Annotated in this window: 23 protein-coding genes and 1 pseudogene; 11 read left to right on the top strand and 13 right to left on the bottom strand. The window is 73.2% G+C overall.

Annotation, left to right across the window (positions count from 1 at the left end):
- Window positions 1-11: 11 nt before the first annotated feature.
- Genes JNO44_RS36125 through JNO44_RS36115 form a run of 3 tightly spaced genes read right to left on the bottom strand, consistent with a single transcriptional unit; the run spans window position 12 to window position 2,621 of the window.
- Entirely contained in the window at window positions 12-752 is a 741-nt protein-coding gene (locus JNO44_RS36125) for an FAD:protein FMN transferase (RefSeq protein ID WP_205371141.1), read from the bottom strand.
- A 37-nt stretch (window positions 753-789) separates the two neighbouring features.
- Window positions 790-1,212, bottom strand: a complete 423-nt coding sequence (locus JNO44_RS36120) for an FMN-binding protein (RefSeq protein WP_039629521.1) — start codon at window positions 1,210-1,212, stop codon at window positions 790-792.
- A gap of 47 nt (window positions 1,213-1,259) precedes the next feature.
- Complete coding sequence (locus tag JNO44_RS36115) at window positions 1,260-2,621, bottom strand: ferredoxin reductase family protein (RefSeq protein WP_205368252.1); 1,362 nt, start codon at window positions 2,619-2,621, stop codon at window positions 1,260-1,262.
- 144 nt (window positions 2,622-2,765) lie between these two features.
- On the opposite strand from JNO44_RS36115, the gene JNO44_RS36110 reads away from it, so the two are divergent.
- Together JNO44_RS36110 and JNO44_RS36105 are read left to right on the top strand one after the other, a co-directional pair.
- Entirely contained in the window at window positions 2,766-3,503 is a 738-nt protein-coding gene (locus JNO44_RS36110) for a response regulator transcription factor (protein ID WP_275306276.1), read from the top strand.
- The gene (locus JNO44_RS36105) at window positions 3,500-4,987 is read left to right on the top strand and encodes a sensor histidine kinase (RefSeq protein ID WP_205368251.1); all 1,488 of its coding nucleotides are present in this window, start codon (window positions 3,500-3,502) and stop codon (window positions 4,985-4,987) included. The genes JNO44_RS36110 and JNO44_RS36105 overlap by 4 nt, the downstream gene beginning before the upstream one ends.
- A gap of 50 nt (window positions 4,988-5,037) precedes the next feature.
- On the opposite strand, the gene JNO44_RS36100 is transcribed toward JNO44_RS36105, so the two are convergent.
- Window positions 5,038-5,445: a RidA family protein gene (locus JNO44_RS36100; protein ID WP_205368250.1), complete on the bottom strand. Its 408-nt coding sequence runs from the start codon at window positions 5,443-5,445 to the stop codon at window positions 5,038-5,040.
- A 141-nt stretch (window positions 5,446-5,586) separates the two neighbouring features.
- On the opposite strand from JNO44_RS36100, the gene JNO44_RS36095 reads away from it, so the two are divergent.
- From JNO44_RS36095 to JNO44_RS36055, 9 genes and pseudogenes are all read left to right on the top strand, one after another.
- A complete protein-coding gene (locus tag JNO44_RS36095; RefSeq protein ID WP_205368249.1) occupies window positions 5,587-5,967 on the top strand; it encodes a winged helix-turn-helix transcriptional regulator in 381 nt (126 codons plus the stop codon).
- Window positions 5,968-6,165: 198 nt separating this feature from the next.
- Entirely contained in the window at window positions 6,166-7,050 is an 885-nt protein-coding gene (locus JNO44_RS36090; RefSeq protein WP_205368248.1) for a universal stress protein, read from the top strand.
- A 158-nt stretch (window positions 7,051-7,208) separates the two neighbouring features.
- A complete protein-coding gene (locus tag JNO44_RS36085) occupies window positions 7,209-7,868 on the top strand; it encodes a CBS domain-containing protein (protein ID WP_205368247.1) in 660 nt (219 codons plus the stop codon).
- A 146-nt stretch (window positions 7,869-8,014) separates the two neighbouring features.
- Window positions 8,015-9,505, top strand: a complete 1,491-nt coding sequence (locus tag JNO44_RS36080) for an AAA family ATPase (RefSeq protein ID WP_205368246.1) — start codon at window positions 8,015-8,017, stop codon at window positions 9,503-9,505.
- 122 nt (window positions 9,506-9,627) lie between these two features.
- Window positions 9,628-10,098, top strand: coding sequence for an Hsp20/alpha crystallin family protein (locus JNO44_RS36075; RefSeq protein WP_205368244.1), 471 nt, complete (start codon window positions 9,628-9,630; stop codon window positions 10,096-10,098).
- Window positions 10,099-10,238: 140 nt separating this feature from the next.
- Window positions 10,239-10,466 carry a DUF1918 domain-containing protein gene (locus tag JNO44_RS36070; RefSeq protein ID WP_205368242.1) on the top strand — a complete coding sequence of 76 codons (228 nt, stop codon included), beginning with the start codon at window positions 10,239-10,241 and terminating at the stop codon, window positions 10,464-10,466.
- Window positions 10,467-10,471: 5 nt separating this feature from the next.
- Window positions 10,472-10,744 (top strand): hypothetical protein, encoded by a 273-nt coding sequence (locus tag JNO44_RS36065; RefSeq protein ID WP_205368240.1) that lies wholly within the window; start codon window positions 10,472-10,474, stop codon window positions 10,742-10,744.
- A gap of 45 nt (window positions 10,745-10,789) precedes the next feature.
- A pseudogene (locus tag JNO44_RS36060) lies at window positions 10,790-11,065 on the top strand (Hsp20/alpha crystallin family protein); the annotation flags it as partial.
- Between the two features lie 381 nt (window positions 11,066-11,446).
- Complete coding sequence (locus tag JNO44_RS36055; protein ID WP_205368238.1) at window positions 11,447-12,280, top strand: ArsR/SmtB family transcription factor; 834 nt, start codon at window positions 11,447-11,449, stop codon at window positions 12,278-12,280.
- Here JNO44_RS36055 and thiI read toward each other — a convergent pair.
- The 9 genes from thiI to JNO44_RS36010 form a co-directional block, all read right to left on the bottom strand.
- On the bottom strand, window positions 12,192-13,592 hold the full coding sequence (gene thiI / locus JNO44_RS36050) for a tRNA uracil 4-sulfurtransferase ThiI (protein ID WP_240167821.1): 1,401 nt from the start codon (window positions 13,590-13,592) through the stop codon (window positions 12,192-12,194). The genes JNO44_RS36055 and thiI overlap by 89 nt on opposite strands.
- A 162-nt stretch (window positions 13,593-13,754) precedes the next feature.
- Window positions 13,755-14,657, bottom strand: coding sequence for a glycosyltransferase family 2 protein (locus JNO44_RS36045; RefSeq protein WP_205368236.1), 903 nt, complete (start codon window positions 14,655-14,657; stop codon window positions 13,755-13,757).
- Between the two features lie 481 nt (window positions 14,658-15,138).
- Complete coding sequence (locus tag JNO44_RS36040) at window positions 15,139-16,758, bottom strand: ABC-F family ATP-binding cassette domain-containing protein (RefSeq protein ID WP_205368234.1); 1,620 nt, start codon at window positions 16,756-16,758, stop codon at window positions 15,139-15,141.
- A gap of 214 nt (window positions 16,759-16,972) precedes the next feature.
- Window positions 16,973-17,731 carry a class I SAM-dependent DNA methyltransferase gene (locus JNO44_RS36035; RefSeq protein ID WP_205368232.1) on the bottom strand — a complete coding sequence of 253 codons (759 nt, stop codon included), beginning with the start codon at window positions 17,729-17,731 and terminating at the stop codon, window positions 16,973-16,975.
- 246 nt (window positions 17,732-17,977) lie between these two features.
- Window positions 17,978-18,991: a DUF1259 domain-containing protein gene (locus tag JNO44_RS36030; RefSeq protein ID WP_205368231.1), complete on the bottom strand. Its 1,014-nt coding sequence runs from the start codon at window positions 18,989-18,991 to the stop codon at window positions 17,978-17,980.
- 624 nt (window positions 18,992-19,615) lie between these two features.
- A complete protein-coding gene (locus JNO44_RS36025; RefSeq protein WP_039629507.1) occupies window positions 19,616-20,044 on the bottom strand; it encodes a MarR family winged helix-turn-helix transcriptional regulator in 429 nt (142 codons plus the stop codon).
- Between the two features lie 62 nt (window positions 20,045-20,106).
- A complete protein-coding gene (asnB, locus tag JNO44_RS36020) occupies window positions 20,107-21,951 on the bottom strand; it encodes an asparagine synthase (glutamine-hydrolyzing) (protein WP_205368230.1) in 1,845 nt (614 codons plus the stop codon).
- 394 nt (window positions 21,952-22,345) lie between these two features.
- The gene (locus JNO44_RS36015) at window positions 22,346-24,526 is read right to left on the bottom strand and encodes an FUSC family protein (protein WP_235096202.1); all 2,181 of its coding nucleotides are present in this window, start codon (window positions 24,524-24,526) and stop codon (window positions 22,346-22,348) included.
- A gap of 182 nt (window positions 24,527-24,708) precedes the next feature.
- Entirely contained in the window at window positions 24,709-25,653 is a 945-nt protein-coding gene (locus tag JNO44_RS36010; RefSeq protein ID WP_205368228.1) for an ornithine cyclodeaminase family protein, read from the bottom strand.
- Window positions 25,654-25,725: the final 72 nt, after the last annotated feature.

The raw sequence follows: 25,725 nt of genomic DNA, 5'->3' as shown, positions 1-25,725 counted from the left end.
CGGCGGCGCGGTCAGCTGCCGGTGATGAGCGGTGTGCCGCAGTCGGGGAAACCCGTGGTGTGCCAGCAACCGCCGTCCGCGGTGACCGCCAACGCCTCGTGACCGGGCAGGGATTCCAGCCAGTCGGCGGCCTTCGCACCCATCGCGAAGGCCGCCGTGGCGTAGGCGTCGGTCATGGTCAGCGAGCGGCCGACGACGGTCACGGCGGCCGGGCCGTGGGCCGGGGCGCCGGTGTGCGGGTCGAGGATGTGCGCGCCGCGTTCGGCGGTGCCGGAGGTGGCGACGGCCAGGTCGTGGCCGGTGACGACGGCGCAGAGGGTGTCCGGGCGCAGCGGATGGGCGAGGCCGATGCGCCAGGGGACGCCGGGGGCCGTCCCGCCGCTGAACCGCAGGTCACCGCCTCCGTTGACGCAGACGTGCCGGGCGCCCGCGGCCCGCAGACGCTGCGCGGCCCGCTCCACCGCCCATCCCTTGACCAGGCCCGACGGGTCGAGGACACCGCCGGCGACCGGGCTGAACCAGCCGTCGGTGGCGTGCCGGGCGGCTTCGCACAGGTCGAGGACCTCGCGCACCTCCGCGGAGCAGTCGTCGGGGCGCACGGTGCCGCGGGCGAGGCGGCTGACGGCGCTGTCGGGGCGGTAGGGGGAGAAGACCCGGTCGACGTGGTGCAGCCAGGCGACGGCGTCGCCGAGGGCGGTCTCCAGGGCGGGGGTGGCGGGGTCGCGGACGTCGAAGGAGAACACCGTGCCCATGACGTGTTCGACGTGCCGCAGGCCGGCGCGCTGTCGTTCAGGCACCGGCCCGGTCCAAGGCGCTCTGGAGCGACTGGATGTAGCCCGCGCTCGTGTAGCTGGCGCCGGACACCGCGTCGATCGCGGCGCCGTGCACGCTCAGCGCCTCCTGCGTCAGGCGGGGCACGGCATAGCCGGCGATCTCCTGGTCGCGCCCGTTGTCGGACGGTACCTGGAGCACCTTGACGGCGGTCAGCCGGCCGCCCTTGAGGGTGGCGGCGACCTGCACGGTCCCGTATCGGGTGGGTATCGGTGAGCCGGTGTACGTGCCGTCGGCGGGCCGGGCGCCGGGATGCCGGGTGCCGGTTGGCGACGGCTCCGGGGCGGCCGCGGGCAGGGCGGCCGGATGGTGCGGTTTGAGCGACAGCAGCAGGACGACCAGTGCGCTGGTCGATGCGGTGGTGAGGACGGCTCGGCGCACGCGGCGGCTCCCTGGAGTTGCGGATCGGAACGGGACGCGGGGCGGCGTCAGAAGTCGAAGGACTCGTGGTGGATGCGGTGCCGCGGTACGCCGGCGGCGCGCAGGGCACGGCGCGCGGCTTCGGTCATGCCGGGCGGTCCGCAGACGTAGACGTCGTGCGCGGCCAGGTCGGGGACCAGCCGGCCAAGGGCGCGGGCGGTCAGCGGGCAGGGAGTTCCGGCCGGCTCGCTGACGGCGTAGTGCACCACCGCGCGGCGGGCGGCGGCGATCGCGTCGAGTTCACCGCGCAGCGCGAGGTCCTCGGGGCGACGGGCCCGGTAGAGCAGGGTGACCTCGCCGGGGAGGGTTTCGAAGAGCGCGCGCAGCGGAGTGATGCCGACGCCGCCCGCCAGCAGCAGCACTTTCGGGGCGCTGCGCCGTGCCGCGGTGAACGCCCCGTAGGGACCCTCGGCCCAGACCCGGGTACCGGGCCGGAGCCGGGCCAGCGCCGCACTGTGGCCGCCGGCCGCCTTCACCGTGATGCGCAGTCGGTGGGGGAGCGGGGGCGCGGACAGCGAGTAGGGGGTGGCGGTCCACCACAGCCCGGGTGCCAGGAAGCGCCAACGGAAGAACTGCCCCGACGCGGCGCGCAGTTCGGTCAGCCGCCGGCCGGTGAGGTGGACGGACAGCACGCCCGGCGCCTCCGGGTGGACCTCGACGACCCGGAGGCGGTGGCGCAGCGCCCGGCGGAGGGGGAGCAGGAAGCGGTACCACGCGACCAGTGCCCCGGCGCCGACGTACAGGGCGTACCACGCCAGCTGGACGGTGCGGTTGCCCACGAAGTCCGCGCCGTTGGAGAGCTGGTGGCCGAAGGCGAGGAACAGCGCCACGTAGGTCAGGAAGTGGAGGTAGTGCCAGGTCTCGTAGCTCAGCCGGCGGCGGGCGGCCCGCGCGGAGACGACGCCGGTGCCGACCAGCAGCAGGAATCCGGCGGTGGCCATCAGCATGTCCGGGTAGTGGAGGACGAGGGTGGTGGTCTCCTGGACCACGCCGCTGTGCACGGTGAGCGAGGACCCCCAGACGATCAGCAGGGCGTGGGCGAGGGCCAGGCCGACGGTGTACCGCCCGCCCATCGCGTGCCAGCGGGCCAGCCGGTCGGTGCCGACGGTGTGGTCCAGCAGCGGCACCCGGGCCATCAGCGCGACCAGCACCGCGCAGGCGTACCCGGCCAGCAGCCCGGTGATCCGGCCCGCTCCGGTCAGCCACCCCGCCGTACCGGTCACCGACGCGGTGTCGGCCCACCACAGGCCCAGCACACCGGCCGCGCCCGCCCAGATCAGGAGCTGGGCAAGCGCGGGGACCAAGGAGACCGGTCCGCGCGCGAACCTGCTGGTCGGGGCGGTGTCGCGGGGTGGGGTGAGGACACTCATGGGGCTCCGTTCCGGTGGGGGCTCCAGCGTCGCAGCGGAACTTCTGAAGAAGCTCTGAGCAGCGTCCCGGCCACCGGATTCACAGGAAACTCAGAGCCGGCCGCGGACCGGGAGCGCGGCGGGGCGAGGGATGCTGGAACCACCATGACGAACCACCGCACCACCCCCGCCCGCCTGAACAGCGACGACGGCTCACCGGTCCGGGTCCTGGTGATCGACGACGAGCCGGACCTCACCGAGGTGCTGTGCGGCGCGCTGGCGGGCGAGGGCTGGCAGGTCCGTGCCGCGCCCGACGGCGCCACCGCGCTCACCGTGGCCCGGTCCTTCCGCCCGCACGCCGTGGTCCTCGACTGGATGCTGCCCGACACCGACGGCATCGAGGTGCTGCGGCTGCTGCGCCGGGAGCTGGAGACGGTCTGTGTGCTCTTCCTCACAGCCCGGGACTCCGTCGAGGACCGGATCGCCGGGATCACCGCGGGCGGGGACGACTACGTCACCAAACCGTTCAGCCTGGAGGAGGTCCTCGCGCGGGTGCGCGGACTGCTGCGCCGGGCCGGCATGGCCAGGGAGCCGGTCGGCGACCGGCTGGCCGTCGGGGACCTCGTCATGGACGAGGAGGCCCGGGAGGTGTTCCGCGGCGGCGATCTCGTCGAGCTGTCCCGCACCGAGTTCGAGCTGCTCCGGTTCCTGATGCGCAATCCGCGGCGGGTGCTGTCCAAGGCGCAGATCCTCGACCGGGTCTGGTCCTACGACTTCGGCGGTCGGGCGCACGTCGTCGAGCTCTACATCAGCTACCTGCGCAAGAAGGTCGACGCCGGCCGGACGCCCATGATCCACACGGTGCGCGGGGTCGGCTACGTGCTCAAGCCGGACGCCTCGTGAGGCCGCCGTTCCCGCGCAGCCTGCGGGGCCAGCTCACTGCCGGGCTGGTCGCGCTCCTGGCGCTGGCCTGTCTGGCGGTCGGCGTCACCACCGTCTTCGCCCTCGAAGGCTTCCTGGTGGGGAGGCTGGACCAGCAGCTGTCCGCCTCGGCCGGCCGGTTCGCCGCCAGCCTGGAGCACGAGGCGCGGCCCGACGCCGACAACCGGCCCGACACCCGGGGGCAGGCCGACGGCACGTTCGGCGCGCGGCTGCTGCACGGCACCCCGACGCAGGCCGCCGTCGTACGGCAGGCCACTGACGCCACCGTCCCGCTCGACGCCCGTGACCTCCGATCGCTGGCCGGACTGCCGACCGACGGCACCGGGCACGGCGTCCGACTGTCCGCGCTGGGCGCGTACCGGGTCAACGCGGTGCGCGGGGACGACGGCGACGTGCTGGTGACCGGGCTGCCGCTGCACCCGGTCGAGGAGACCGTGCACCGGCTGGAAGCGGTGGAAGCGGGCGTCTTCGGCGCGGCGCTGCTGGTCACGGGCGTCGTCGGAGCGCTGTGGGTGCGGCTGTCCCTGCGACCGTTGCGGCGGGTGACCGCCACCGCCGCCGGGGTGGCCGAACTCCCGCTGGCCAGCGGGGAGGTGGCCATGCCGGCACCGGTCCCGGTGGCCGATCCGCGGACCGAGGTCGGTCAGGTGGGCACCGCCTTGAACCGGATGCTCGGCCACGTCGGCAACGCCCTGGAGCGCCGCCAGGCCGGCGAGGAGCGGCTGCGCCAGTTCGCCGCCGACGCCAGTCACGAGCTGCGCACCCCGGTGGCCAACGTCCGCGGCCATGCGGAGCTCGCGCTCCGGCACCGGGGGCCGGTGCCGGGCGAGGTCCGGCACTCCCTGGAGCGCATCAACGCCGAATCGGAACGCCTGAGCCGCCTGGTCGACGACCTGCTGCTGCTCGCCCGGATCGACGCGGGCCGGGCGCTGGAGCGGACGCCGGTCGACCTGACCCGCCTGGTCCTGGACGCGACGGACGACGCACGGGCGGCCGGCCCGGACCATCGCTGGCTGCTGGACCTCCCCGAGACGCCGGTCACGGTGACCGGCGACGAGCACCGGCTGCACCAGGTCATCGGGAACCTCCTGGCCAATGCCCGGACCCACACTCCCGCCGGGACCGCCGTCACGGTGCGGCTGCGGCCGGCCGCCCGGACCGTGCGGCTGACGGTCGCCGACGACGGCCCGGGGATCCCGGAGGAACTGCGGCCGGAGATCTTCGGTCGGTTCGTCCGTGCCGACCACGGCCGTTCCCGTGCCGCCGGTGGCACCGGTCTGGGCCTGGCGATCGTGCACGCCGTGGTCACCGCGCACGGGGGCACGGCCGGCCTGACCAGCCGCCCGGGACACACGGCGTTCACGGTCGGTCTGCCGATGCGCCGTCCCGCCGGCGGGACGCAGGAGGGGCCGGCCGACGACCGGACGAGTCGTTCCGATCCGTGACTGGGCGCGCGGGGCGGCCACTTCGGCGCTCAGCGGCCAGGAGCATCCGGTCAGTCGAGGATCGCGGTGGCTTCGATCTCGACCAGGTGGTCGGGCGCGTCCAGTGCCGCAACGCCCAGCAGCGTGGCCGGCGGAACCGGGGTGACCCCCAGCTTCGCGGCCGCCCGGGAGATCCCCTCCAGAAGCCGGGGCATCTTGTCGGGCGTCCAGTCGACGACGTAGAAGGTCAGTTTCGCCAGGTCGTCGAAGGAGCCGCCGGCCGCGGCCAGGGCGGTGCCGATGTTGAGGTAGCACTGCTCGACCTGCGCGGCGAGGTCGCCTTCGCCGACTGTGGCCCCGTCGGCATCCCAGGAGACCTGTCCGGCGATGAAGACCAGCCGCGACCCGGATGCGATCGACACCTGCCGGTAGACATCGATGTGGGGCAACTCGCCGGGGTTCACCAGGGTGATGGCCATGTTGACTGCCTCCTTGTCCGGGCGCCCGTGGGCCCGGGTCCGCCGGACCAGGACACTCGTGGTCTCTTGTGGTTACTCAGGAACCGTAGGAGAGTGCTGGTTGACATGGAAGAACGCACTTTTCAGTGACGGGGGAACCTGATGGTGACCAAGCAGGTGGGGGGCTCGCCCGAGGACGCGGACCTGAGGCGCGCGGACTCCCTGGCGCGGGAGATCTTCTCGGATGTCGCCAACAAGCGGGCGTTCCTGATCATCGAGGCTCTGGGGGAGCGCACCCTGCGCTTCAGCGAGTTGCGGGATGAGGTCGAGGGCATCAGCCACAAGATGCTCACCCAGAACCTGCGCATGCTGGAGCGCAACGGCCTGGTCCGGCGCGCGGTGTACCCCACCGTGCCACCGCGGGTCGAGTACAGCCTCACCGAGCCGGGCCAGGCCCTGCGCGCAACGGTCGACGGCATGTGCGGCTGGACCCACCAGTACCTCGGTCACATCGAGGACGCCCGCCGCCGCTTCGACGCCTGACGGCTGGAGCACACGCAGGCAAGCCATGGCCGGACCTCGTTCGGGCGGTCCGTCGGGTCATGGCCCGGGCTCGCGGCGGCCCGGGCCGTTCGGCCCCGGCGCGGTGCCCATCGGTCCACTGGCCGAGCGCGGCCGGGACGCGCAGGCTCGATAGCACGGGGCGAGCGCTCCGCCCACCGCACCGTGTGAGGAAAAGCCATGGAGCCGGAGATCATCACCGTCGGGCTCGACGGCTCGGCGGAGGCGCTGGCGGCGGCTCGCTGGGCCGCCGACGAGGCGCACCGGCGTGGCGCCGTGCTGCGGCTGCTGCACGCCTGGATCCTGCTGGCCGCCCAGGCCCCGGACACCGCCCCCGAGCGGGACCAGAACGTCTACGCCCGCCAGGTCGTCCGCGACGCCACGGCCGCGGTGCGGGCCCGCCATCCGGATCTGCGGATCATCGAGGACCTGGTGGGCGACGAGCCGGAGCCGGTGCTGATGCGGGCCGCGGCCGAGTCCCGGCTGCTGGTCCTGGGGTCGCGGGCCCTCTCGACGTGGCGGAGCTTCGTCCTCGGCGACGTCAGTCTGAGCGTGGTGGCCCGGGCCGAGGGCCCGGTCGTCCTGGTGCGGGCCGACGACGGGGAGCCGCAGGACCGCGCCCGGCCGCCGGAGGCCACCGGGCCGCGCGTCGTGGCCGGGCTCGGCCTCCGCGGTCCCGCCGAGCGGCTGCTGGCCTTCGCCTTCGACGCGGCGGCCAGCCGCGGGGCGCTGCTCCAGGTGGTGCACGGCCGCCCGTTCCCGGTGACGGTCTACAGCCCGTGGGGCGTGGACCCGGACGCGGCGCACGAGGCGACCGCGGAGGCGGAGCGCGAGCTGGCCGAGGCGCTGGACCCGTGGTGCGCACGGTTCCCCGACGTACCGGTGCAGCGGACCGTGCTGCCCGACAGCCCGGCCCGGGCCGTCGTCGAGGCCGCGCCGGGGGCCGGGCTCCTGGTCGTCGGCCGCCGGCACCACCGCCGGGTGCCGGCACCCCGCATCGGCCCGGTGGTGCACGCCGCCGTCCACCATGTGACCTGCCCCGTCGCCGTCGTTCCGCAGGACTAGGTCGTGTCGGGTGGTCCATCCCCGGTGCCGTCGCGTCGCGGTCTGGGGTGGGCCCCGTGCGCCGTTCGGGAGCGCGACGCGGGATCATGAAGGAAGGACTCCTGCCGAAACCGGCCGGAGCCGACAGAACGAGGCACATCCGGAGGTAGTGGCCCACCATGAGGCACCGCAGAGTGGCCGACCTGATGACCCCCAACGCCGTCACCGTCCAGCGGGGCACCCTGTTCCGGGAGATCGCGCGGTTGCTCGACGAGTACGACATCACCGCCGTGCCGGTCGTCGACGACGACGGTCGGCCGGTGGGGGTGGTGTCCGAAGCCGATCTGCTGCGCCGGCAGCTCTCCAAGGCCGGGGCGGCCAACGCCGAGGCGATCATGACCAGCCCGGCCGTAGTGGCACGGCCGGAGTGGAGCGTGGTCGAGGCGGCCCGCACGATGGAACAGCGCAAGGTCAAGCGGCTGCCCGTGATCGACGACGGTGGCCGGCTGATCGGGGTGATCAGCCGCAGCGACCTCGTCCAGCTGTTCCTGCGGCGCGACCGGGCGATCCAGGAGGAGATCCTGGAAGAGGTGCTGACCCGCACCCTCGGCGTCGCACCGTCCGCGGTGACCGTCGCCGTCGCCGACGGCACCGTGACGCTCACCGGCACACTGGACCGCAAGAGCCTGGTCCCGATAGCGGTCCGGCTCTGCGAGAGCGTGGACGGGGTGGTGGAGGTGATCGACCGGCTCACCTTCGAGCGGGACGACGCGGCCCGGGACGGCAGCGTGCCGGACGGCGCGGCTCGCCCCGGTCGGCCCGCGCCCGAACCAGGGTGACGGGCGGGGCGGTCCGGTGCCCCGGACGGCCCACCGGACCGGGCGCCCTCCGGATGCCGGAGGTGTACTTGACACACAGCGACTCGTACGGAAAGTGAGGTCGGCCGCCGGTCGCCGCCGGCGGCCGTGAACGAGGGGAGCGGCCCGTGTCGCCATCGGATGCCACTGCCCTTCCGGCCCGGCCCGACCGGATCTTCGACCGCGCCGACGAGTGGACGGACCTCGTGGCGTTCGCCCAGGACCCCCGTCCCGGCCCCACCCTCGCGCTGGTCTCCGGGCAGCGCCGCCAAGGCAAGACGTTCCTCCTGGAAGCGGTGAGCCGAGCCACCGGCGGCTTCTACTTCGACGGGCAGGCGGCGGCCGAGGCGGAGTCCTTGCGGCGCTTCGCCGAACGGCTCGCCGCCCACACCGGCGCGGAGTCGGTGCCGCACTGGCACGGCTGGGACGAGGCCGCACAAGCGCTGCTCGTGCTGGGCGACGAGCGACCGGCACCGGTGATCATCGACGACTTCCCCGAGCTCGTCGGCCACAGCCCCGCGCTCCCCTCGGTCCTGCACGCCGCCTTCGCCCGGGTGCACCAGGAGCGCCCGCACAACCGCACCCGGCTGATCCTCAGCGGCGCCAGCCCCGCCGTCATCCGCCGGCTCTTCGCCGGCCCGTCGTCGCTGCACGGCCTGGCCTCCCTGGAGCTCGCGATGCGGCCGTTCGGCTTCCGCAAGGCCGCCCGCTTCTGGGGCATCCGGGCACCCCGGCTCGCGGTGCAGGTGCACGCCGTCGTCGGCGGCACCCCCGCCTACCGCGGCGACCTGGTCTGCGACGACGTGCCGGCCGGGCCGGACGACTTCGACGCCTGGGTGTGCCGGACCGTCCTCAACCCGCGGGTGCCGCTGTTCTGGGAGGCCCGCCACCTGCTGGAGCAGGAGGGCGACTACGCCGACCGCGCCCTGTGCCACTCCGTGCTGGTCGCGATCGCCGGTGGCCGTTCCACCCCCGGTGGGATCGCCGACCGCCTGGGAGCCTCGCTGCACGACGTCTCGCACGTCCTGGCCGTGATGCACAAACACGGGCTGCTGCACGGCGAACCCGATGCGTTCCGACCGGGGCTGACCCGCTACCGCATCGCCGAGCCGCTGCTGGCCTTCGAGCACGCCATCGCCTGGCCGCACCGGGCCGCACTGGAGCAGGAGGAGGCGCCCGCCGTCTGGCGCCGGATCCGCCCGGTCTTCGACGCCACGGTCGCCGCACCGCACTTCGCCCAGCTGTGCCGGGACTGGGCCACCCAGTACGCCGCCTGGGACACCTTCGAGGGTGAGCCGACCACGGCGGTCCGCGGCACCGTCCTCGACCCCGAGGAGGACGCCCGGCTCGACGCCGAGGTGGTGGTCCGCGGCATGGCCGACGGGCGTCCGGGGGTGCTGCTGTCGGTCGGGCTGGCCCGTTGGAACGAGATCATGGACGCCCCGCACCTGGCCCGGCTGCGCCGGATCCTCGCCCTGCTCACCGCGTCCGGCGAGGACGTCGGCCAGGTCGTGCCGGCCTGCTACAGCGGCGTCGGCTTCGGTCCGGAGCTGCGCGCCGCGGAGGCCAAGGGCGAGGTCATGCTGATCGGCACCGACCGGCTCTACCACGGCGATTGACCACCGTTCTCCGACGTCCCGTCAGTGGGTCGGGGGCCGTCCGACTCGCGCGGCCGCGCCCGGGGTGGCCAGCATGGAGGGAGCAGAACCGTTCTGCTGCCCGTACGGGGAGGTGACCCGCGATGAATCTGCCCATCCGCCAACGGTCCGGCGGCCTGCGGGAGCGCGGACGGGGCTGGCCCCAGCCGATGGCCGAGTTCCAGGAGCTGTTCGACCGGATGAACCACTTCCTGGAGTCCGCCTCGTTCACCCCGTCCCTGACCGAGCCGACGGCCTTCGCCCCGCCCGCCGACCTGCACGAGACCGACGAGGCGTACCTGGTCGAGTGCGAACTGCCCGGAATCAAACGCGAGGACATCGACGTCGAGGTCGGCGAGCACGAGGTGAGCATCTCCGGGGAGCTCACGGCGTGCGAGCGGGAAGGCGCGGTGCGCCGCCGCGGCCGTCCCACCGGGAGCTTCGAGTACCGGGCGCTGCTGCCGGTGGACGTGAAGTCCGACGAGGTGACCGCTGCGCTCTCGGACGGTGTTCTCACGGTGACGATCCCGAAGGCCCAGCCCGCCACGCCGCGCCACATCGAGATCCAGGGCTGAACCGCCGGGGCGCCGCCGGGCCTTGCCACTGCCCCTCGTGCGGTCCCCGGCCGCGTACGCACACTGGAAGCAGGCGCGGCGCGCGCCCCGGCAGGGCGAGCGCGCAGAGTCACGGCAGTGCAGGGAAAGGGCGAGCGGCGATGCAGGCGCACAAGGGAGACGTACTGCGCTTCACCGGGCGCGCGGTGGGCAGCCCGGAGCACCGGGCCACGGTGGTCGAGGTGCTCGGGGCCAACGGCGAACCCCCGTACCGGGTGCGGTACGAGGACGGCCACGAGACCGAGATCTACCCCGGCCCGGGCTGCGTCACCGAGACCCCCGCCGGCGCGGCCCCGGCGCGGACCGACGCGCCCAGGCACACGGTGTAGTCCCCATGGGACGCAAAGCGGCGGCCCGCCGACACCACGCGATGCCCGCCAAGAACGGACAGCCCGACCGCATCGGCAAGCCGGGTCGCGTCGACCAGCCGGGCCGCACCGGGAAACCGAGCGGGCCCGGGAAACCCGGCCGCACCGGGAGGCCGCGGGGCCCCGCCGTCGATCCCCCGCGGGCCGACGAGACCCCCGGCGGCCGGCTGCCGCCGCGCCAGGAGCCGAAGCAGAAGCGACCGGTCCGGACGATCCGGGTGCCCGGCCTCTTCGGCTGACCCCGCGGCCCGTCCGCCGAGGTCGCCGGGCCCGACAACGCCTATGTCGTCGAGGCCGAACTGCCCGGTGTGCAACGCGACGCCATCGACGTCGAGATCGGCAACCGGGAACTGCACATCACCGGTGAGTACAAGGAGTGCGGCAACGAGGGCGTGCTGCGCCGCACCACCCGCCGCACCGGCCGCTTCGAGTACCGGTCGGCGCTGCCCGTCGACATCAAGTTCGACGAGGTCACGGCGGACCTGACGGACGGGGTGCTGACGGTGACCATCCCCAAGGCGGAGGCCGCGACACCACGGCACATCGAGATCACGGACTGACCCGCGCCGGCGCCCGGCCCCCTCAACTCGACTGCGGTGCCTGACCGTTGAGGCCGTTCTGCGGGCGGTCCGTACCCGCCCCGCACGCGCCACGGAACTGTTCGCTCCGCCCCCTCGGCGTCCCCCGGGTGCCCCCGTGTCGGTGTCGGTGCGGCCCCTTGTCGTGGGGCGCCGACGCGGTCCCACTCCCCGCCGGTCGACACGCAACGTGTCCCGCTTCTCGACGGTGGCCGCTCGCTTCTCGGCGGTTGCCGCGAGGGGGATCGCGACCAGATCGGTGCGCTGCGGCCCTGCCCGCGATTGACATGCAACCGAATGCCTGCCTATCGTTTTTAGGCAGCCATTCGGTTGCATATGAGGGGTGGGAGCAGGAGAGCGGACATGGACGAGGTCTTCAAGGCGCTGGCCGACGCGGGGCGCCGCCGGCTGCTGGACAGCCTCAACGCCCGCAACGGGCAGACCCTGCGGGAGCTGTGCGCGGAACTCGACATGACCCGGCAGTCGGTCAGCAAACACCTGGCCGTCCTGGAGGCGGCCAACCTGATCACCACGCTCCGCCGGGGGCGGGAGAAGCTGCACTACCTCAACGCCGAGCCGATCAACGCCCTCGCCGACCGCTGGATCAGCCACTACGACCGCGACCGGGCACGCGCCCTCGCCGACCTCAAGCACGCACTGGAGACGCCACCCATGGACAGCAACGCGTTCGTCTACACCACCTACATCCGGACCACGCCGGAGCGCCTCTGGCAGGCCCTCACCGACCCGTCGTTCACCAGCCGCTACTGGGGAGTGGAGTTCGCGACGGACTGGCGGAGCGGATCGACCATGGCCTGGACCGAGCGCGGGGCCACCACCGCCCACCCCGAGCAGGTCGTCCTGGAGTCCACCCCGCACCGCCGGCTGTCGTACACCTGGCACGCCTTCACCCCCGAGTGGGCCGAGAGCGCCGGCATCGCCGACGACGTCGCGGCCAGGCTCGCGGCCGAACCGCGCTCGAAGGTGACGTTCGAGATCGAGCCGCTCGGTGAGATGGTCAAGCTCACCGTCGTGCACGACGGCTTCGCGCCCGGCTCCACCGCCCGCGGCATGGTCCAGCACGGCTGGCCCGCCCTGCTGTCCAACCTCAAGACCCTGCTGGAGACGGGCGAACTGCTCCCCGAGCCCGAGCCGGCGTCCGAGCCGGCGTCCGCGTCCGTGGCGAGGCAGGCGTGACCCCAGGCTCCCGGCCGCCGACCCCGTCCCCGACCCCGTACTCCGAGATTCCCGCTCCCTCCGGGCCCTCCGGGCATTCCGCGTCCTCCGCACCCGCCCCTCCGGGCCGCAGGACCTGGGCGCCGGCCAGCAGTTCCGCGATCACCTCGTCGAGGTCCAGACGCCGCTCCACCGCCTGCAGTTGGGGCAGGGCGGCCCGGGTGCTGACCCGGGGCGGGGCGAGCAGCCGGCAGCAGTCCTCGTCCGGCAGGACCGAGATGTCCGCCGTGCCGATGGCCCGCGCCTCGTCGATGATCTCCTGTTTCTCCCAGCCGATCAGCGGCCGGAGGACAGGGAGCGCGGCGGCCTCGTCGACGGCGGCGAGGTTCGCGAGCGTCTGACTGGCCACCTGCCCCAGGCTGTCCCCGGTCACCAGCGCTTGCGCCCGGATCCGGCCGGCCAGCACCGAGGCGGCCCGGACCATCAACCGCCGCTGGGCGACCACCTGCAGCCGCCCCGCGCCGGCCACCGCCAGCTGCCGCTGCGCCCGCCCCAGGGCGACGACGTACAGCCGGCCCGGCGGCTGATGGCGGTTGAGCTGCCGGGCGAGCGCGTACGCCTTGTACGTCGAGGACGCGTCGGTGTACGGGGCGCCTGTGAAGTGGACGAAGTCGCAGGCCAGGCCGCGGCGCATGGCGCGGTAGGCGGCCACCGGCGAGTCGTAGCCGCCGGACAGCAGTACCAGGGCCCGGCCGCTCGCCCCGACCGGCAGCCCGCCCTGCCCCGGATAGCGGGCCCAGGACAGATAGCTCTCCCTGTGGTCGATCTCGACCGCCAGCCGGACGCCGGGGTGGGACAGGTCCACCGGCAGACCGTCCAGTGCCTCCTGGATCCGCGCCCCGACATGGGCCTCCAGCTGTGATGACGTCATCGGGAACGCCTTGTCCCGGCGCTTGGCCCGGACGGCGAAACTCGCCACCGGCCGCTCCGCGAGCACCGCGCGCAGCGTCCACACCGCCGCGACACTGATCGCGTCCACGGTGCTGGGCACCCGGATCGCGGGTTCGACGGAGTTGAACCCGATCACCCGGCGGGCCCGTTCGACCAGGGCCTCCTGCGGCACCTGCCCGCCCAGCACGGTGACGTTCTGCGCGATCTTGATCCAGGTCGAACCGCCGACGCCGCGCAGCGCCAGCCTGAGGTTGTCGTGCAGCCGCTCGGTGAACAGCCGGCGGTTGCGCCCCTTGAGGAAGATCTCCCCGTGCTTGAGCAGGACACAGCGGCGGTACGGGCCGGGCGTCCCGGTGGCGGAGACGGGTGCTGCGCCGGACACGACTCTCCTTCGCGCGTCGTCGTGCGGCCGGAGGGCGCGGGCCACCGGCTTCCCCCTCCGGTGCCCGGCCGGCGGACGGGGCGGACCTGCCGCAACTCCAGAGTAGACACGCGGGCCGCCCCTGCCCCACGGGTCGCGCCCCGGCCACCCGGCCGCGCTCGCTCAGGCCGCCGGAGCGGGCCGATGACGACCGGCGAGCACCCGGGCGGCGAGTTCGAACCGGAGCGCGCACTCGTGCCGGCCCGGGCCCGGGACGGCCGCGGCGATGGCCGGCTCGAACGCCCGCTGCAACACGACCACCAGGTCGTCGTGCTTGCCGGCGAAGTAGGCGAGGTTGCGCCGCCACTCGCGGTGCCGCGCGGTGGCGACCGGCTCCCCGTACAGGTGGTAGACCGCCGCCTCGGTGGCGTACCGCAGCCGCAGGCCGCGCCGGGTGAGCCGGTAGCCCAGCTCGGCGTCCTCCAACCCCCAGCCGACGAACGCCTCGTCGAACCCGCCGGCGGCGACCAGGTGGCGCCGCCGGACCGAGGCGTTGCACGCCCACAGGTAGTGCCAGGCGGTCTCCAGGTCGGCGAGCTCGCAGCCGAACGCCTCCAGCACCGGCTCCCGTTCGTCGCCCCGCACCACCGGCGGCAGCGCCTCGAAGCTGAACTCGTAGCGCAGCCGCTCCCGATCCACCGGCCCGTCCCCCAACTGGAACCTGCGCCCGACGACCACCGCCGCGTCGTCCCCGGCGTGGGCCCGGGCGTGCTCGGCGAGGAAGGTCGGCGCCACCACCTGGTCCGCGTCGAGCAGCACGACGAGATCGCCGGTCGTCTGCGCCAGCCCGAGGTTGCGGGCCCGGGCGCGGCCGGACGTGGGGGAGCGCGGTATGTACACATAGCGGAGGTCCAGGCCGGAGGGGAGCGCGGCGACCATCCGGTCCGTGCCGTCGGCCGAGCCGTCGTCGACCACGATCACCTCGGCCGAGAGCTCCGCGTCGAGCGACTGACGGGCCAGGGACAGCAGGCACAGCTCCAGCGCGTCCCGGGCTCGGTAGGCGGGGATGACGACACTGATCCTCATGCTCCGACGGGCCTCATTCCTCGACGGGCGGCAGCCTGGTGCAGGACCTGCGTGACCCATGCTCCCCCGGGGCCAGGGCGATGCCCACGGCGTTCGACGAACCCGGGGATGCGCTGGTCCCTGCCGGGGCGCGCGGCGTGCTGCGGGTGACGGGGGATGACGCGGGAAGTGAACCACCGCGTCAAGGCGAGGGTCAACGGCACTCCTGTGTACCGGAATTGACCATCTTGACAGGTATCGATTCCGTGCAGTAGCGCGCCCGCGCAGCGCCCCACCCGCACCACTGATGACATTGGGGCGCGTGCGCAGTCCTGAGGCGGGGCCCCGCGGTGAGGGCCGCCCCCGGCGCGCGCCGGGCCGGCCCGTGCCCCCACCCGCCCCGGCCCCCGGCAGCCCGAACGGCGCAGCGGAAACCGGTCCGAACACGGCCGAGAAGGCCGCCCCACGGGTGGGGCGGCCTTCTCGGCCGTGCCGCCTGGGGTTATCGGCGGCGCTCCACCCGCCGCTCGTCCCACACCGGTTCGGGGGTCTCCCGGACCCGGCCGTCCTGCCCGAACACCAGGTACCGGTCGAACGACCGCGCGAACCAGCGGTCGTGCGTGACGACCAGTGCCGTCCCCTCGTACGCCTCCAGGCCCTTCTGCAGCGCCTCCGCCGACTCCAGGTCGAGGTTGTCCGTGGGCTCGTCCAACAGCAGCGCGGTGGCCCCGCCGATCTCCAGCAGCAGGATCTGGAACCGGGCCTGCTGCCCACCGGACAGCTTCTCGAAGGGCTTGTCCCCGTGCTGGTCGAGCTCGTAGCGGCGCAGCGCGCTCATCGCCGGCCCCCGGCTCTTCGCATGCTCGGTCCAGAGGATGTCGACGAGCGTGCGCCGCATCAACTCCGGCCGTGCGTGCGTCTGCGCGAAGTGCCCCGGCACCACCCGGGCGCCCAACTTCCACTGCCCGGTGTGCGCGACCTCCTCACCCGCCAGCAGCCGCAGGAAGTGCGACTTGCCCGACCCGTTGGAACCGAGCACGGCGACCCGCTCGCCGTAGAAGACCTCCAGGTCGAACGGCTTCATCAGCCCGGTCAGCTCCAGCCGCTGGCAGGTCACCGCCCGGACGCCGGTGCGGCCGCCCTTCAGCCGCATGGTGATCTTCTGCGGACGCGGCGGCTCCGGCGGCGGCCCGATCTCCTCGAACTTCTGCAACCGCGTCTGCGCCGCGTGGTACCGCGACGCCATCTCGTCGCTGCGCGAGGCGTACTGCCGCATGTCGGCCACCAACCGCTTCAGCTGGGCGTGCTTCTCGTCCCACCGTCGCCGCAGTTCCTCGAACCGTGCGAACCGCTCCGAACGCGCCTCGTGATACGTCGCGAAGCCGTCGCCGTGCACCCACACGTCGCTGCCCGCCGGGCCGGGCTCCACGCTCACGATCCTCTGCGCCGCCCGGGCCAGCAACTCCCGGTCGTGCGAGACGAACAACACCGTCTTGCGGGTCTCCCGCAACTGCTCCTCAAGCCACTGCTTCCCCGGCACGTCCAGGTAGTTGTCCGGCTCGTCGAGCAACAGCACCCCGTCCGGCCCGCGGAGCAGCGCCTCCAGCACCAACCGCTTCTGCTCGCCGCCGGAGAGTGTCCGCACCGCCCGCCACTGTGCCTTCTCGTACGGGATCCCCAGCGCGGACATCGTGCACATGTCCCACACCGTCTCGGCCTCGTACCCGCGCGCCTCCGCCCAGTCGCTCAGCGCCTGGGCGTACTGCATCTGCGCCGCCTCGTCGTCCCGCTCCATGATGGCCGTCTCGGCCTCGTCGACGGCGTGCGCCGCGTGCCGGATCCGGTCCGGCGCCACCCCCACGAGCAGGTCGCGCACCGTCCGGTCGTCCCGAACGGATCCGACGAACTGGGGCATCACCCCCAGCCCCCCGCTCACCGTCACCGACCCGCCGTGCGGTTTCAACTCCCCTGAGATCAGCCGCAACAGCGTGGTCTTGCCCGCGCCGTTGGCGCCGACCAGCGCGGCGACGGCCCCCTCTCCCACTCGGAAGGAGGCGTCGTCGAGCAACACCCGCCCGTCCGGCAGGTAGTACTCCACGTGCGCGACTTCTACATGCCCCATGATCGGCCCAAACTGCGAATGCTGAAGAAACGTGCAAAACCAGAACCAGAGAAAGCGTGCCGACACCCCACCGGACGCCGCGCCACGGCCGGCATCCCGCAGGCGTGATCACGGCCCGCTTTGTCACTGTATCGGAACGGGGAACCGCGCACCGTCCGCCGAACTCCCGCCGCACACCGCGCCCTTGCCCCGCGCGCCGCCCGGCAGGCTGTCGTCATCCCCCTTCCCCGCCCTCGTCCACCGGCTTCTCCCACACCGACACATGCCGATGACTCTCGTTCGTGAACGGTTCGCTCGTCCACCCCTCCCACCGCTCGCGCAACCGCAACCCGGCCAGCTGCGCCATCAGATCGAGCTCCGCCGGCCAGACATACCGGAACGGGATCGACTGGTAGTTGCCGCGCCCTTCGGCCACGTCGACGTAGTTCGAACTCATCGCCTGGGTGGCCACGTCGTAGACGTCGAACGCCCACCGCGTCGGGCTGACGTGGAACGGCACGACGCGCTGGCCCGGTGGCAGCTTCCGCAGCTCGGGGATCCCGACCTCGATGACGAAACAGCCGCCCGGTTCGAGGTGTGCCGCGACGTTGCGGAAGCAGTCGACCTGTGCCTGTTGGGTCGTCAGATTCATGATGGTGTTGAAGACCAGGTAGGCGACGGAGAACGTCCCGTCGACCCGCGTGGTCGCGAAGTCGCCGATCGTCACGCCGACGTCGTCGCCACCCGGCTTGTCCCGCAGCCGGGCGACCATCGCCCGTGACATGTCGATGCCGTGGACGGGCACGCCGCGACGCGCCAGCGGCAGTGCGATCCGCCCCGTCCCGACGCCCAGCTCCAGAGCCCGACCCCGCCCGGCGAGCCGGGCCAGGAAATCGACGGTCGGATCCACGACGCCCGGCGCGAACATCCCGGCCGAGGCATCGTCATAGGTCGCCGCGACACTCTTCCCGAAGTAGCCGTCCTCGTCGTCCATGCTCGGACCGTACTGTCCACAGCGCCCGCTCCGCCCGCTAATTTCGCCGGGCCCCCGGCGCCCACCACACGTCCCTCGGGCGGACCGCCGTCGCGGCCTCCTGCCGGGCGCGGACATCGTCGTCCAGGAGCGGCACGGTCACCGGCGCGTTCCCCGTCGGGGAGAACAGTGGGGATGCCCCACTGTGCCGGCCGGTGCCGTGCGGGCTTCCGTGCGTGGCCCTTCTTCCGTCGGCCGGGCCGTGGTTCAGCTGCCGGCCGGCACGACGTCGGTGGCGTCCACCGCGTGGCGCAGGGCGCGGGCCAGGCGCACGGCGTCGCCGACCGCCCACACATGGACGAAGAACAGCCGGGGTTCGTCCGTCAGCCCGTGGTTGTGGAGTTCGACGAGCTTGGCGTCGGCCTTCCGCAGCGCCCGCAGGACGCGCGGCACCTCCTTGGCGATCATGCAGCAGTCCGCGCTGATCGCCGCCCGGCCGTGGCCGAGCGGTTGGAAGTTGAACGCGCTGGTCGAGCCCAGGCCCGGCGGGAGCACCAGTGTGCCGTCGGTGATCTTCTCCCGACGGACGAAGATGCACTTGTAGATCCCGTCGTCGACGGACCCCTTGGCGCCCATCGCGTCGTCGATCCCGTCGGTGTCCAGATCGACTTTCTGGTCCGGGTCGGACGCCTTGTCGGGCGGGGTGCCGGTGCCGTCGAACGCCTCGCGGAGACCGCGGGCCATGGCCACCGGATCGTCGCCGTGCCCGTGCACATGGACCCACCAGACGTCGGGCCGCTGGGAGAGCAGGTGCTTGTGCAGCGCGGTCAGGTGGAGACGGTGCTCCTGCAGGGTGTCGACGAAGTCCTGCAGCTCGTGTTCGGTCACGACGATGTCGCCCATCACCAGGGTGCTGTCGTCGGCGTAGCGGACGAACGAGACGTGCGAGCCCAGCGCCAGGGGCGCCTTGACGCGAACGTGATGGGAGTCCACGCGGAGGTCCCGGCGGGGCAGGCCGGTGTGGTACATCACCTTGCGTTTCATGTCGCCGGTCCGGCCCAGCGCCCTGGCCACTTTCTTCCAGTCGGCGAGGGTGGTGTGGACCGGTTCGATCAGCTCCCGTCCGCCCGGCGTGATCGGCTCGCGCGGCAGGGGTGCGGGACGGGCGCGAGCCGGGGTGGGCGCCGCGGCCAGCAGCGGGGCGAGGGCCGCCGCGGTCAGTACCCGCCGCCGGGGGGAGCCCGTGTGCGGGTCGGTGGTCTGCTGTCTGTCTCCCGCCATTACGTGAGCACCTCCACGATGACCTTCATGAGGAGATGGCAGCATGGCGGATCTGAAGCCCCGTCACATCGTTCTTGGCGGCCAGGTGGGCTAAGTCGTCATCGTGATGGGTGAGCGGGTGCGGCCGGATGGCCATGGGCGGGGGTGCCGGCAGCCGCCGTTCGCGGTCGCCGGCTCGGGGCGCCGCCGCCCTCCGGACGACACGGTGCCCCGTCCCTGCCGGGGCAGGAACGGGGCACCGCGCCCCTCAGCTCGTGGTCCGGCGCGTGTGTATGGCATCCGTCCAAGCGGCGAGCAGTCGCTCGTACTCGGCTTGCTCTTCGGGCCATAGTGGCCGACCGACACGGGCGGCCATGAACGCGCGTATCCGTTCGTTGGCCTCGGCGGTGGCGTCTGGGACGCATGTGGGCGCCATGCGGAAGATGATATTCGGCTGGCCGGTCTGGGGCTATTACCGCGTTTGGGTGATGCTGGCAAGCTCTGCCCTTGATGTCACGCACATATGCCCGCGTCGTGTTCGCTCGCGCCGCCGACCGGCTGTGCCGACCTGGCCGAGGGGCCGGCGGCCGGCTCCCGGGAGGACCGGGCCCCGCTCAGTAGCGTCCTTCACGACCCGCTGACGCATCAGTCGCCGGACTCGGCGAGCCGGCGCAGCAGCGGTTCGACCTCGGTCAGCCGGCGGATCTCGTCCGGCTGCAGCGCGGTGAGGCGGCGGGTGAGCACCCGTGCCTCACCGCGGGCGATGTCCGCCAGCGCCGCGGAGCCGCGTTCGGTGAGCAGGACGCGACTGGCGCGCCGGTCCTTCGGGTCGGCCTCGCGGCGTACCAGGCCCGACGACTCCAGGCCGAGGACCGCCGCGGTGGCGGTCGGTTGGGAGCAGGGCACCCACTGCGCGATCTCCCCGATCCGGGACGGCCCGCGCTGGGTCAGCAGCGCCAGTACGGCGACATGGGTCAGTTGGATGCTGCCTGCCGTGGCGGACCTGCGCAGGCTCCGGGTGAGCCGGTGCAGCGAGATCACCAGCTGCAGCGCCGCGTCGTCACCGATTGTCATCGCTCCCCCATCGCCTCGTACCGGACCCGGTCAGCGGCGGGCCCCGCAGGGCCCGTCGTGGATCAAGTGAGCGTAATCGCGGGGGAGTACATCTCCAACCACAGCGCCAGATCCAGTGTGCGTTCGAGGCCGCGTCGTGATGCCTGGGTGATCTGCGGCGCCTCGTGTTGCGCCGCGCGACGCAGCCAGTCGCGGTCGACGAGGTCGAAGACCTGGTGCGAGGGGCGCGCCAGCAGGTCCTTGGCGTGCTGTTGGAGTGCGACCGCGTACTGCGGGTCCTGCGTGGACGGGTACGGGCTCTTCACCCGGTCGTACACCGACCTGGGCAACAGATCGGCGGTGGCCTCGCGCAGCAGGCTCTTCTCCCGGCCGTCGAAGGACTTCAGAGACCAGGGCGCGTTGTAGACGTACTCGACCAGGCGGTGGTCGCAGAACGGGACGCGCACCTCCAACCCGACGGCCATGCTCGCCCGGTCCTTGCGGTCCAGCAGGATCCGGACGAAGCGCGTCAGGTGCAGATAGCAGATCTTCCGCATCCGGAACTCGAAGTCGCTCTCCCCGTCGAGCCGTTCGACGTCCTTGATGGCCCGGTCGTAGCCGTCCTGGATGTAGGAGCCCAGGTCGAGGGCGCCGGTGACGTCGGAGGTGAGGATGTTCTCGTCGTCGCCGAAGTGCTGGGTGAAGCGGACGAGCCAGGGGAAGGTGTGTGCCGTGCGCGCGTCCTCGTCGAAGAACTGCTTGTACCCGCCGAAGACCTCGTCGGCCGACTCGCCGGACAGGGCCACCGTCGAGTGCTCCCGGATCGCCTTGAACAGCAGGTAGAGGGAGGCGTCCATGTCGCCCAGGCCCATCGGCATGTCGCGGGCCCGCAGCATCTTGGCGCGGACGTCGAGGTCGGCCAGGGCGGCGGAGTCCAGCACGATGTCCTGGTGCTCGGTTCCGGCGAGCCGTGCCACGTCGTGCACGAAGGGGGTGTCGGGGGTGGCGCGCAGGTCGTCGGCGATGAAGTTCTCGGTCTGGCCGACGAAGTCGACGGCGAAGCTCCGCACCGTCTCGCCCACGTCGGCCAGTTGACGGGCGGCCAGCGCGGTCATCGCCGAGGAGTCCAGCCCGCCGGAGAGCAGGGTGCAGCGCGGTACGTCGGCGACCAACTGGCGGCGGACGATGTCGTCGAGCAGCGTCCGCACGTGCGCGATCGAGGTCTCCTGGTCGTCCTGGTGGGCCCGGGTCCGCAGCGACCAGTAGACGTGCCGGCGCAGTCCCTCGGAGTCGACGGTGACCACGGTGCCCGGCTCGACCTCGTGCATGCCGTCCCACACGGCGTGGCCGGGGGTCTTGACGAAGGCGAACAGCTCGCGCAGGCCGTCCAGGGCGACCCGCCGCCCGGCGAGCGGGTTGGCGAGGATCGCCTTGGGCTCGGAGCCGAACAGCACGCCGTCGGCAGTGGGGTAGTAGTAGAACGGCTTGATGCCCATCCGGTCGCGGACCATCACCAGCCGTCGGCGCCGCTCGTCCCAGACCGCGAAGGCGAACATCCCGTTGAGGTGGTCGGCGACCGCCTCGCCCCACTCCAGGTAGCCGTGCAGCACCACCTCGGTGTCGGAGTCGGTGGTGAAGCGATGGCCCTTGGCCGCCAGTTCGGCGCGCAGTTCGACGAAGTTGTAGGACTCGCCGGAGTAGACGATGACGACCTCGGTGCCGTCGGGCCGCTCGGCGGCCATCGGCTGACGCCCGCCGGGCAGGTCGATGATGGCGAGGCGGCGGTGGCCGAGCGCGGCCGGTCCCCGAACCCAGGTGCCGCGGTCGTCAGGGCCGCGGCAGGCCATCGTCTCGGTCATCGCGTCCACGGTCTCCTGCTCGGAGCGCAGATCGCGGTCGAAGGATATCCAGCCGGTGATGCCGCACATGCCGTGTCCTCCTGCTCCGCACTCTGGGGCCGCCGATGCCGCGGACGGCGGGAGGTGCCGCCGTGGGTCGGGGTCGGGGAGGGGGTGGGCAAGGCCGGTGCGCCGGCTGCCCGATCCGCTCCGCCAGAGTCAGTTGTATCGAGCACCTATGTAACGAGAGTGTTCCTCGGGTGCCGGTCGCGTCAACCGGGGCGTAACGCGGAAAGGGGTGCGCGGCGGTGCGCCGGACCGGCCGATGATCCCTGGTGGAGCGCCGCTGAGCTGCGGTTTCATCGAGGGAGAGGGGGTGCGGGCGGCCCGGACGAGGGCCCGGGCGCGCCACCCGAACGAGGGAAAGGTTTTACCTTGAGATTGCGGAGGCGGGCCGGGCGGCGTGCCCCGCCCGCCGTCCGCGTCAGCCGTTCTTCCGGCCGCCCCGCCCGGCCACCGGCACATCCAGGGCACGGGCGATGCCCACCACACCCTCGTCGAGCCGCTGGAGGTGCCGCAGCACACGGAAGGTCACGGTGTGCGACGGCGGCACCGGGGAGCCGCCCGCGTCGAGCAGCGAGGCGATGCTGGCGCCCGCCTCCACCTCGCCGTCGGCGGGCTCGTCCGCCACCCGCGCCGCGATCAGCTCGATGTTGCGCTCGATGCGCCGGCCGACGCGTCCCAGCCGGGGGTCGGCCGCCACCGATCGGCTGGCCGGCAGGAGTTCCGCCGTCGCCGCCAGCGACCGGGCGTGATAGGCGCAGGTCTCCAGGAGCGCCACCAGATAGCGCGCGGTCTGCCGGCGGACCCGCAGCGGGGTGATGGGGTGCACCAGCGGCTGGGTGGAGTCGCGCAGGTCGTTCAGCGCGGTGTCCAGGTCGCGCGCCAGGGTCAGCAGGTCCGCCGTCGGCCCGCCGGACAGCTGGGCCACCGCCGCCGCAACCGCCTCCCGCAACCGTTCCAGGACGGCGCCCAGATGCTCGTCGGTGCGCCGGTCGGTGTGCACCGGCAGGATGACCGCCGCGGCGATGATCCCGCACGCCGCGCCCAGCGCGGTCTCCTCGATGCGCAGCACCAGCGTCGCGACGCTGTAGGTGTTCAGGACGGTGTAGAGCAGGCCGAGCATCGCGGTGACGAAGAAGGACATCAGCGCGTACGACAGCGGCGCGGTGAAGAACATGCCGAAGACGCACAACAGCACCAGCGCGAACGCCGTCCAGGTGTGGTTGCCCACCAGCCCCGCCAGCGCCACACCGGCGATCACGCCCAGCACCGTGCCGACCAGCCGGCGGTACCCCTTGACCAGGACCTCGCCGGTGGACGCGGTGTTGAGGAACACCACCCAGCAGGTCAGCACCGCCCAGTACCAGCGCTGGGTGGACAGGAACTCCCCGCCGACGATGGCCAGCGCCGAGCCCACCGCGACCTGGAACGCGGCCCGGGTGGTGGGCCGCTGGAGCCCGGTGTGCTCGTCCTCCTCGGCCTCCTCGGCACCGACGATCGCCAGGTCCTCGGCGTCGAACTCCTCCCGCGAGCGGATCGTGGCGGAGCTGTCGTCGGACTCGTCCTGCGGCCCGTCCAGCGCCAGCCGCAGACCCAGCACGGCGCGGGCGGCCTCACCGAGCGCGCGGAAGGCGTCCTGGACGGCGCCCGAGCCGCGCGGCAGGTTGTCCTCGTCGCGGTAGCCGAGCAGCCGGTTGCGCACGTGGGCCAGCGCGGTGCCGCGGTCGTCGGGCGCCCGGCGGGCCATCAGCAGCGCCAGGGCCTCCAGGTCCCGGCGGAGCGTGGCCACGGCATCGCCCTCGGACTGCATGCGGTTCGCGGTGGCCGGTACCGGGGCGTGCGGCAGGTGCAGGGTGAGGGTGTCGGTGCGCTCCGCGCTGCGCGCGTTGAGCAGCGTCATCCCCAGGCGTTCGGCGGCGATCTCGGCGTCCGCGATGCGGCGCTGGAGCAGCGCCGCGGTGGTCGCGTCGCGGGTGCCCTCCTCCAGGCGGCCCTGGATCATCAGCGCCGTCTCGTGCAGCCGGGCGGTGTGCCGCCGCAGGTCGTCGAGGACGCCGTCCAACTCCTCGGGCCCGGCGTCCACCAACTCCCGGTGGGTGGCCACCAGCTGTGCCAGGCGGGCCCGGAACGCCTCCCGCAGTCGGCTCAGGGTGCGTTCGGGGGTGTCCGGGAAGGCGGCGAAGCGGGCCACGGCGCTGCACGCGAACGCGACGGCCAGGGTCAGGAACAGCTCCGGCAGGGTGGCCACGGTGGCGTGCACGAACAGCGAGATGAAGTAGACCTGAAAGCCGATCAGACCCAGCGCCGTGCCGCGGTCGCCGAACCGGCGGGCGTACGCGGCGCCGAAGATCAGCGCGATGAAGAACAGGTCACCGGCGATGATCCGACTGTGCAGCAGCGCCCCCAGCGCCACCGCGGCCAACGCCACCGGCAGGCCGAGGGCGAGGGTGACGGCCTGGCCGCGCACCTCCTTCTCCCGGATGGCGAAGGTGGCGACCATCGACGCCATGGCTCCCGCGACCAGGAGCGTGACGCCGGTGTCGAGCAGGGCCAGCGCGACGAGGGTCAGCACGATCGCCCCCACCGTCCGCAGCCCGGCCATCAGTCGCAGCAGTCCCGGGTCGGAGGCCGCGAAGCGGTTCCAGGTGCCCGTAACGGTCCGTCGTATTGCTGCCTTCACGCTGCCGTACGCTCCCCATGTTTGGCATCGGCCGAGGTCACGTGCCTCGGCCGGGCGCCCCCAGCATCGCACGAGGGCCGTCGGAACGGCCGTCGTGTGTGCCGTCAGGTGGCTTCGTAGGCGGCACCCGCGACCGCGAGGTCCTCCCAGGCCATGCCGACGCTCTTGAACAGGCGGGGGCGGTCGGGGTCGACGGCGGCGGCTCCGGTGGCCAGGCCGGCGAGCGTCACCAGTGCCTCCCGGTCGAGCCGGCCGCTCTCCAGCTCCGGGATGAGGTCGCCGGCTTCCCGGGCCGCGGCGGACCGGGACTCCACCACGACCGTGCTGCGCAGGACGGTCGTGCCGTCCACCTCGCGGCTGCCGCGCTCGTGGGAGCCGACCGCGGTCACCGTGGCGTGCGGCGGGAGCAGGGCGCCGTCGAACAGCGGGGCGCGGGCGGTGGTGCAGCAGGCGACGAGGTCGGCGCCGGCGACCGCGGACGGCTCGCCGGCCTCGACGCGCAGGCCGGTGTCCCGGCGGGCCGTCGCGACGAACCGCTCGACGTTGGCGGGGGTCCGCCCCACCACGGTGACATGGGTCAACGGACGCACCGCGCGCAGTGCGTCCAGGTGGCCGCGGGCCTGGGGACCGGTGCCGAACACCACCAGGTGGCTCGCCTCGGGGACGGCGAGCAGGTCGGCGGCGAGGGCGGAGACGGCGGCGGTGCGCACGGTGGTCAGCGCGATGCCGTCGAGCAGCGCGAGCGGGGCGAGGGTGGGGGCGTCGAAGAGCAGGTACTGGCCCTGCACGCGGGGGAGTCCGGCGGCCGGGTTGTCGGGGGCGACGGTGGCGATCTTGACGCCCGCGTACCGGCTGCGGTGCGCGGGCATCAGGAGCAGTTGGCCGTGCTCGACGGGCACGATGGTGCGCGGCGGGTCGGCTTCGGGGTCCGGCCCGTCGCGCAGCGCGGCGCGCAGTGCGTCGACGGCCGTGGCCATCGGGAGGGCGCGCAGCAGGCCGGTCTCGTCGATGGTCCGGGGCAGGTGGGGGACTGGGGGCGTGGCGCTCATACCGCCGAGTCTGCCCCGGCCGGCTGCCGGGATGCGTGATCTTCGACGCACCGGACGTGCGGGGCGGGGAGG

The sequence above is a fragment of the Streptomyces noursei genome (genome assembly GCF_016917755.1).
Classification (GTDB): Bacteria; Actinomycetota; Actinomycetes; order Streptomycetales; family Streptomycetaceae; genus Streptomyces; species Streptomyces yunnanensis.
This window is presented reverse-complemented; position numbering and strand designations above follow the sequence as displayed.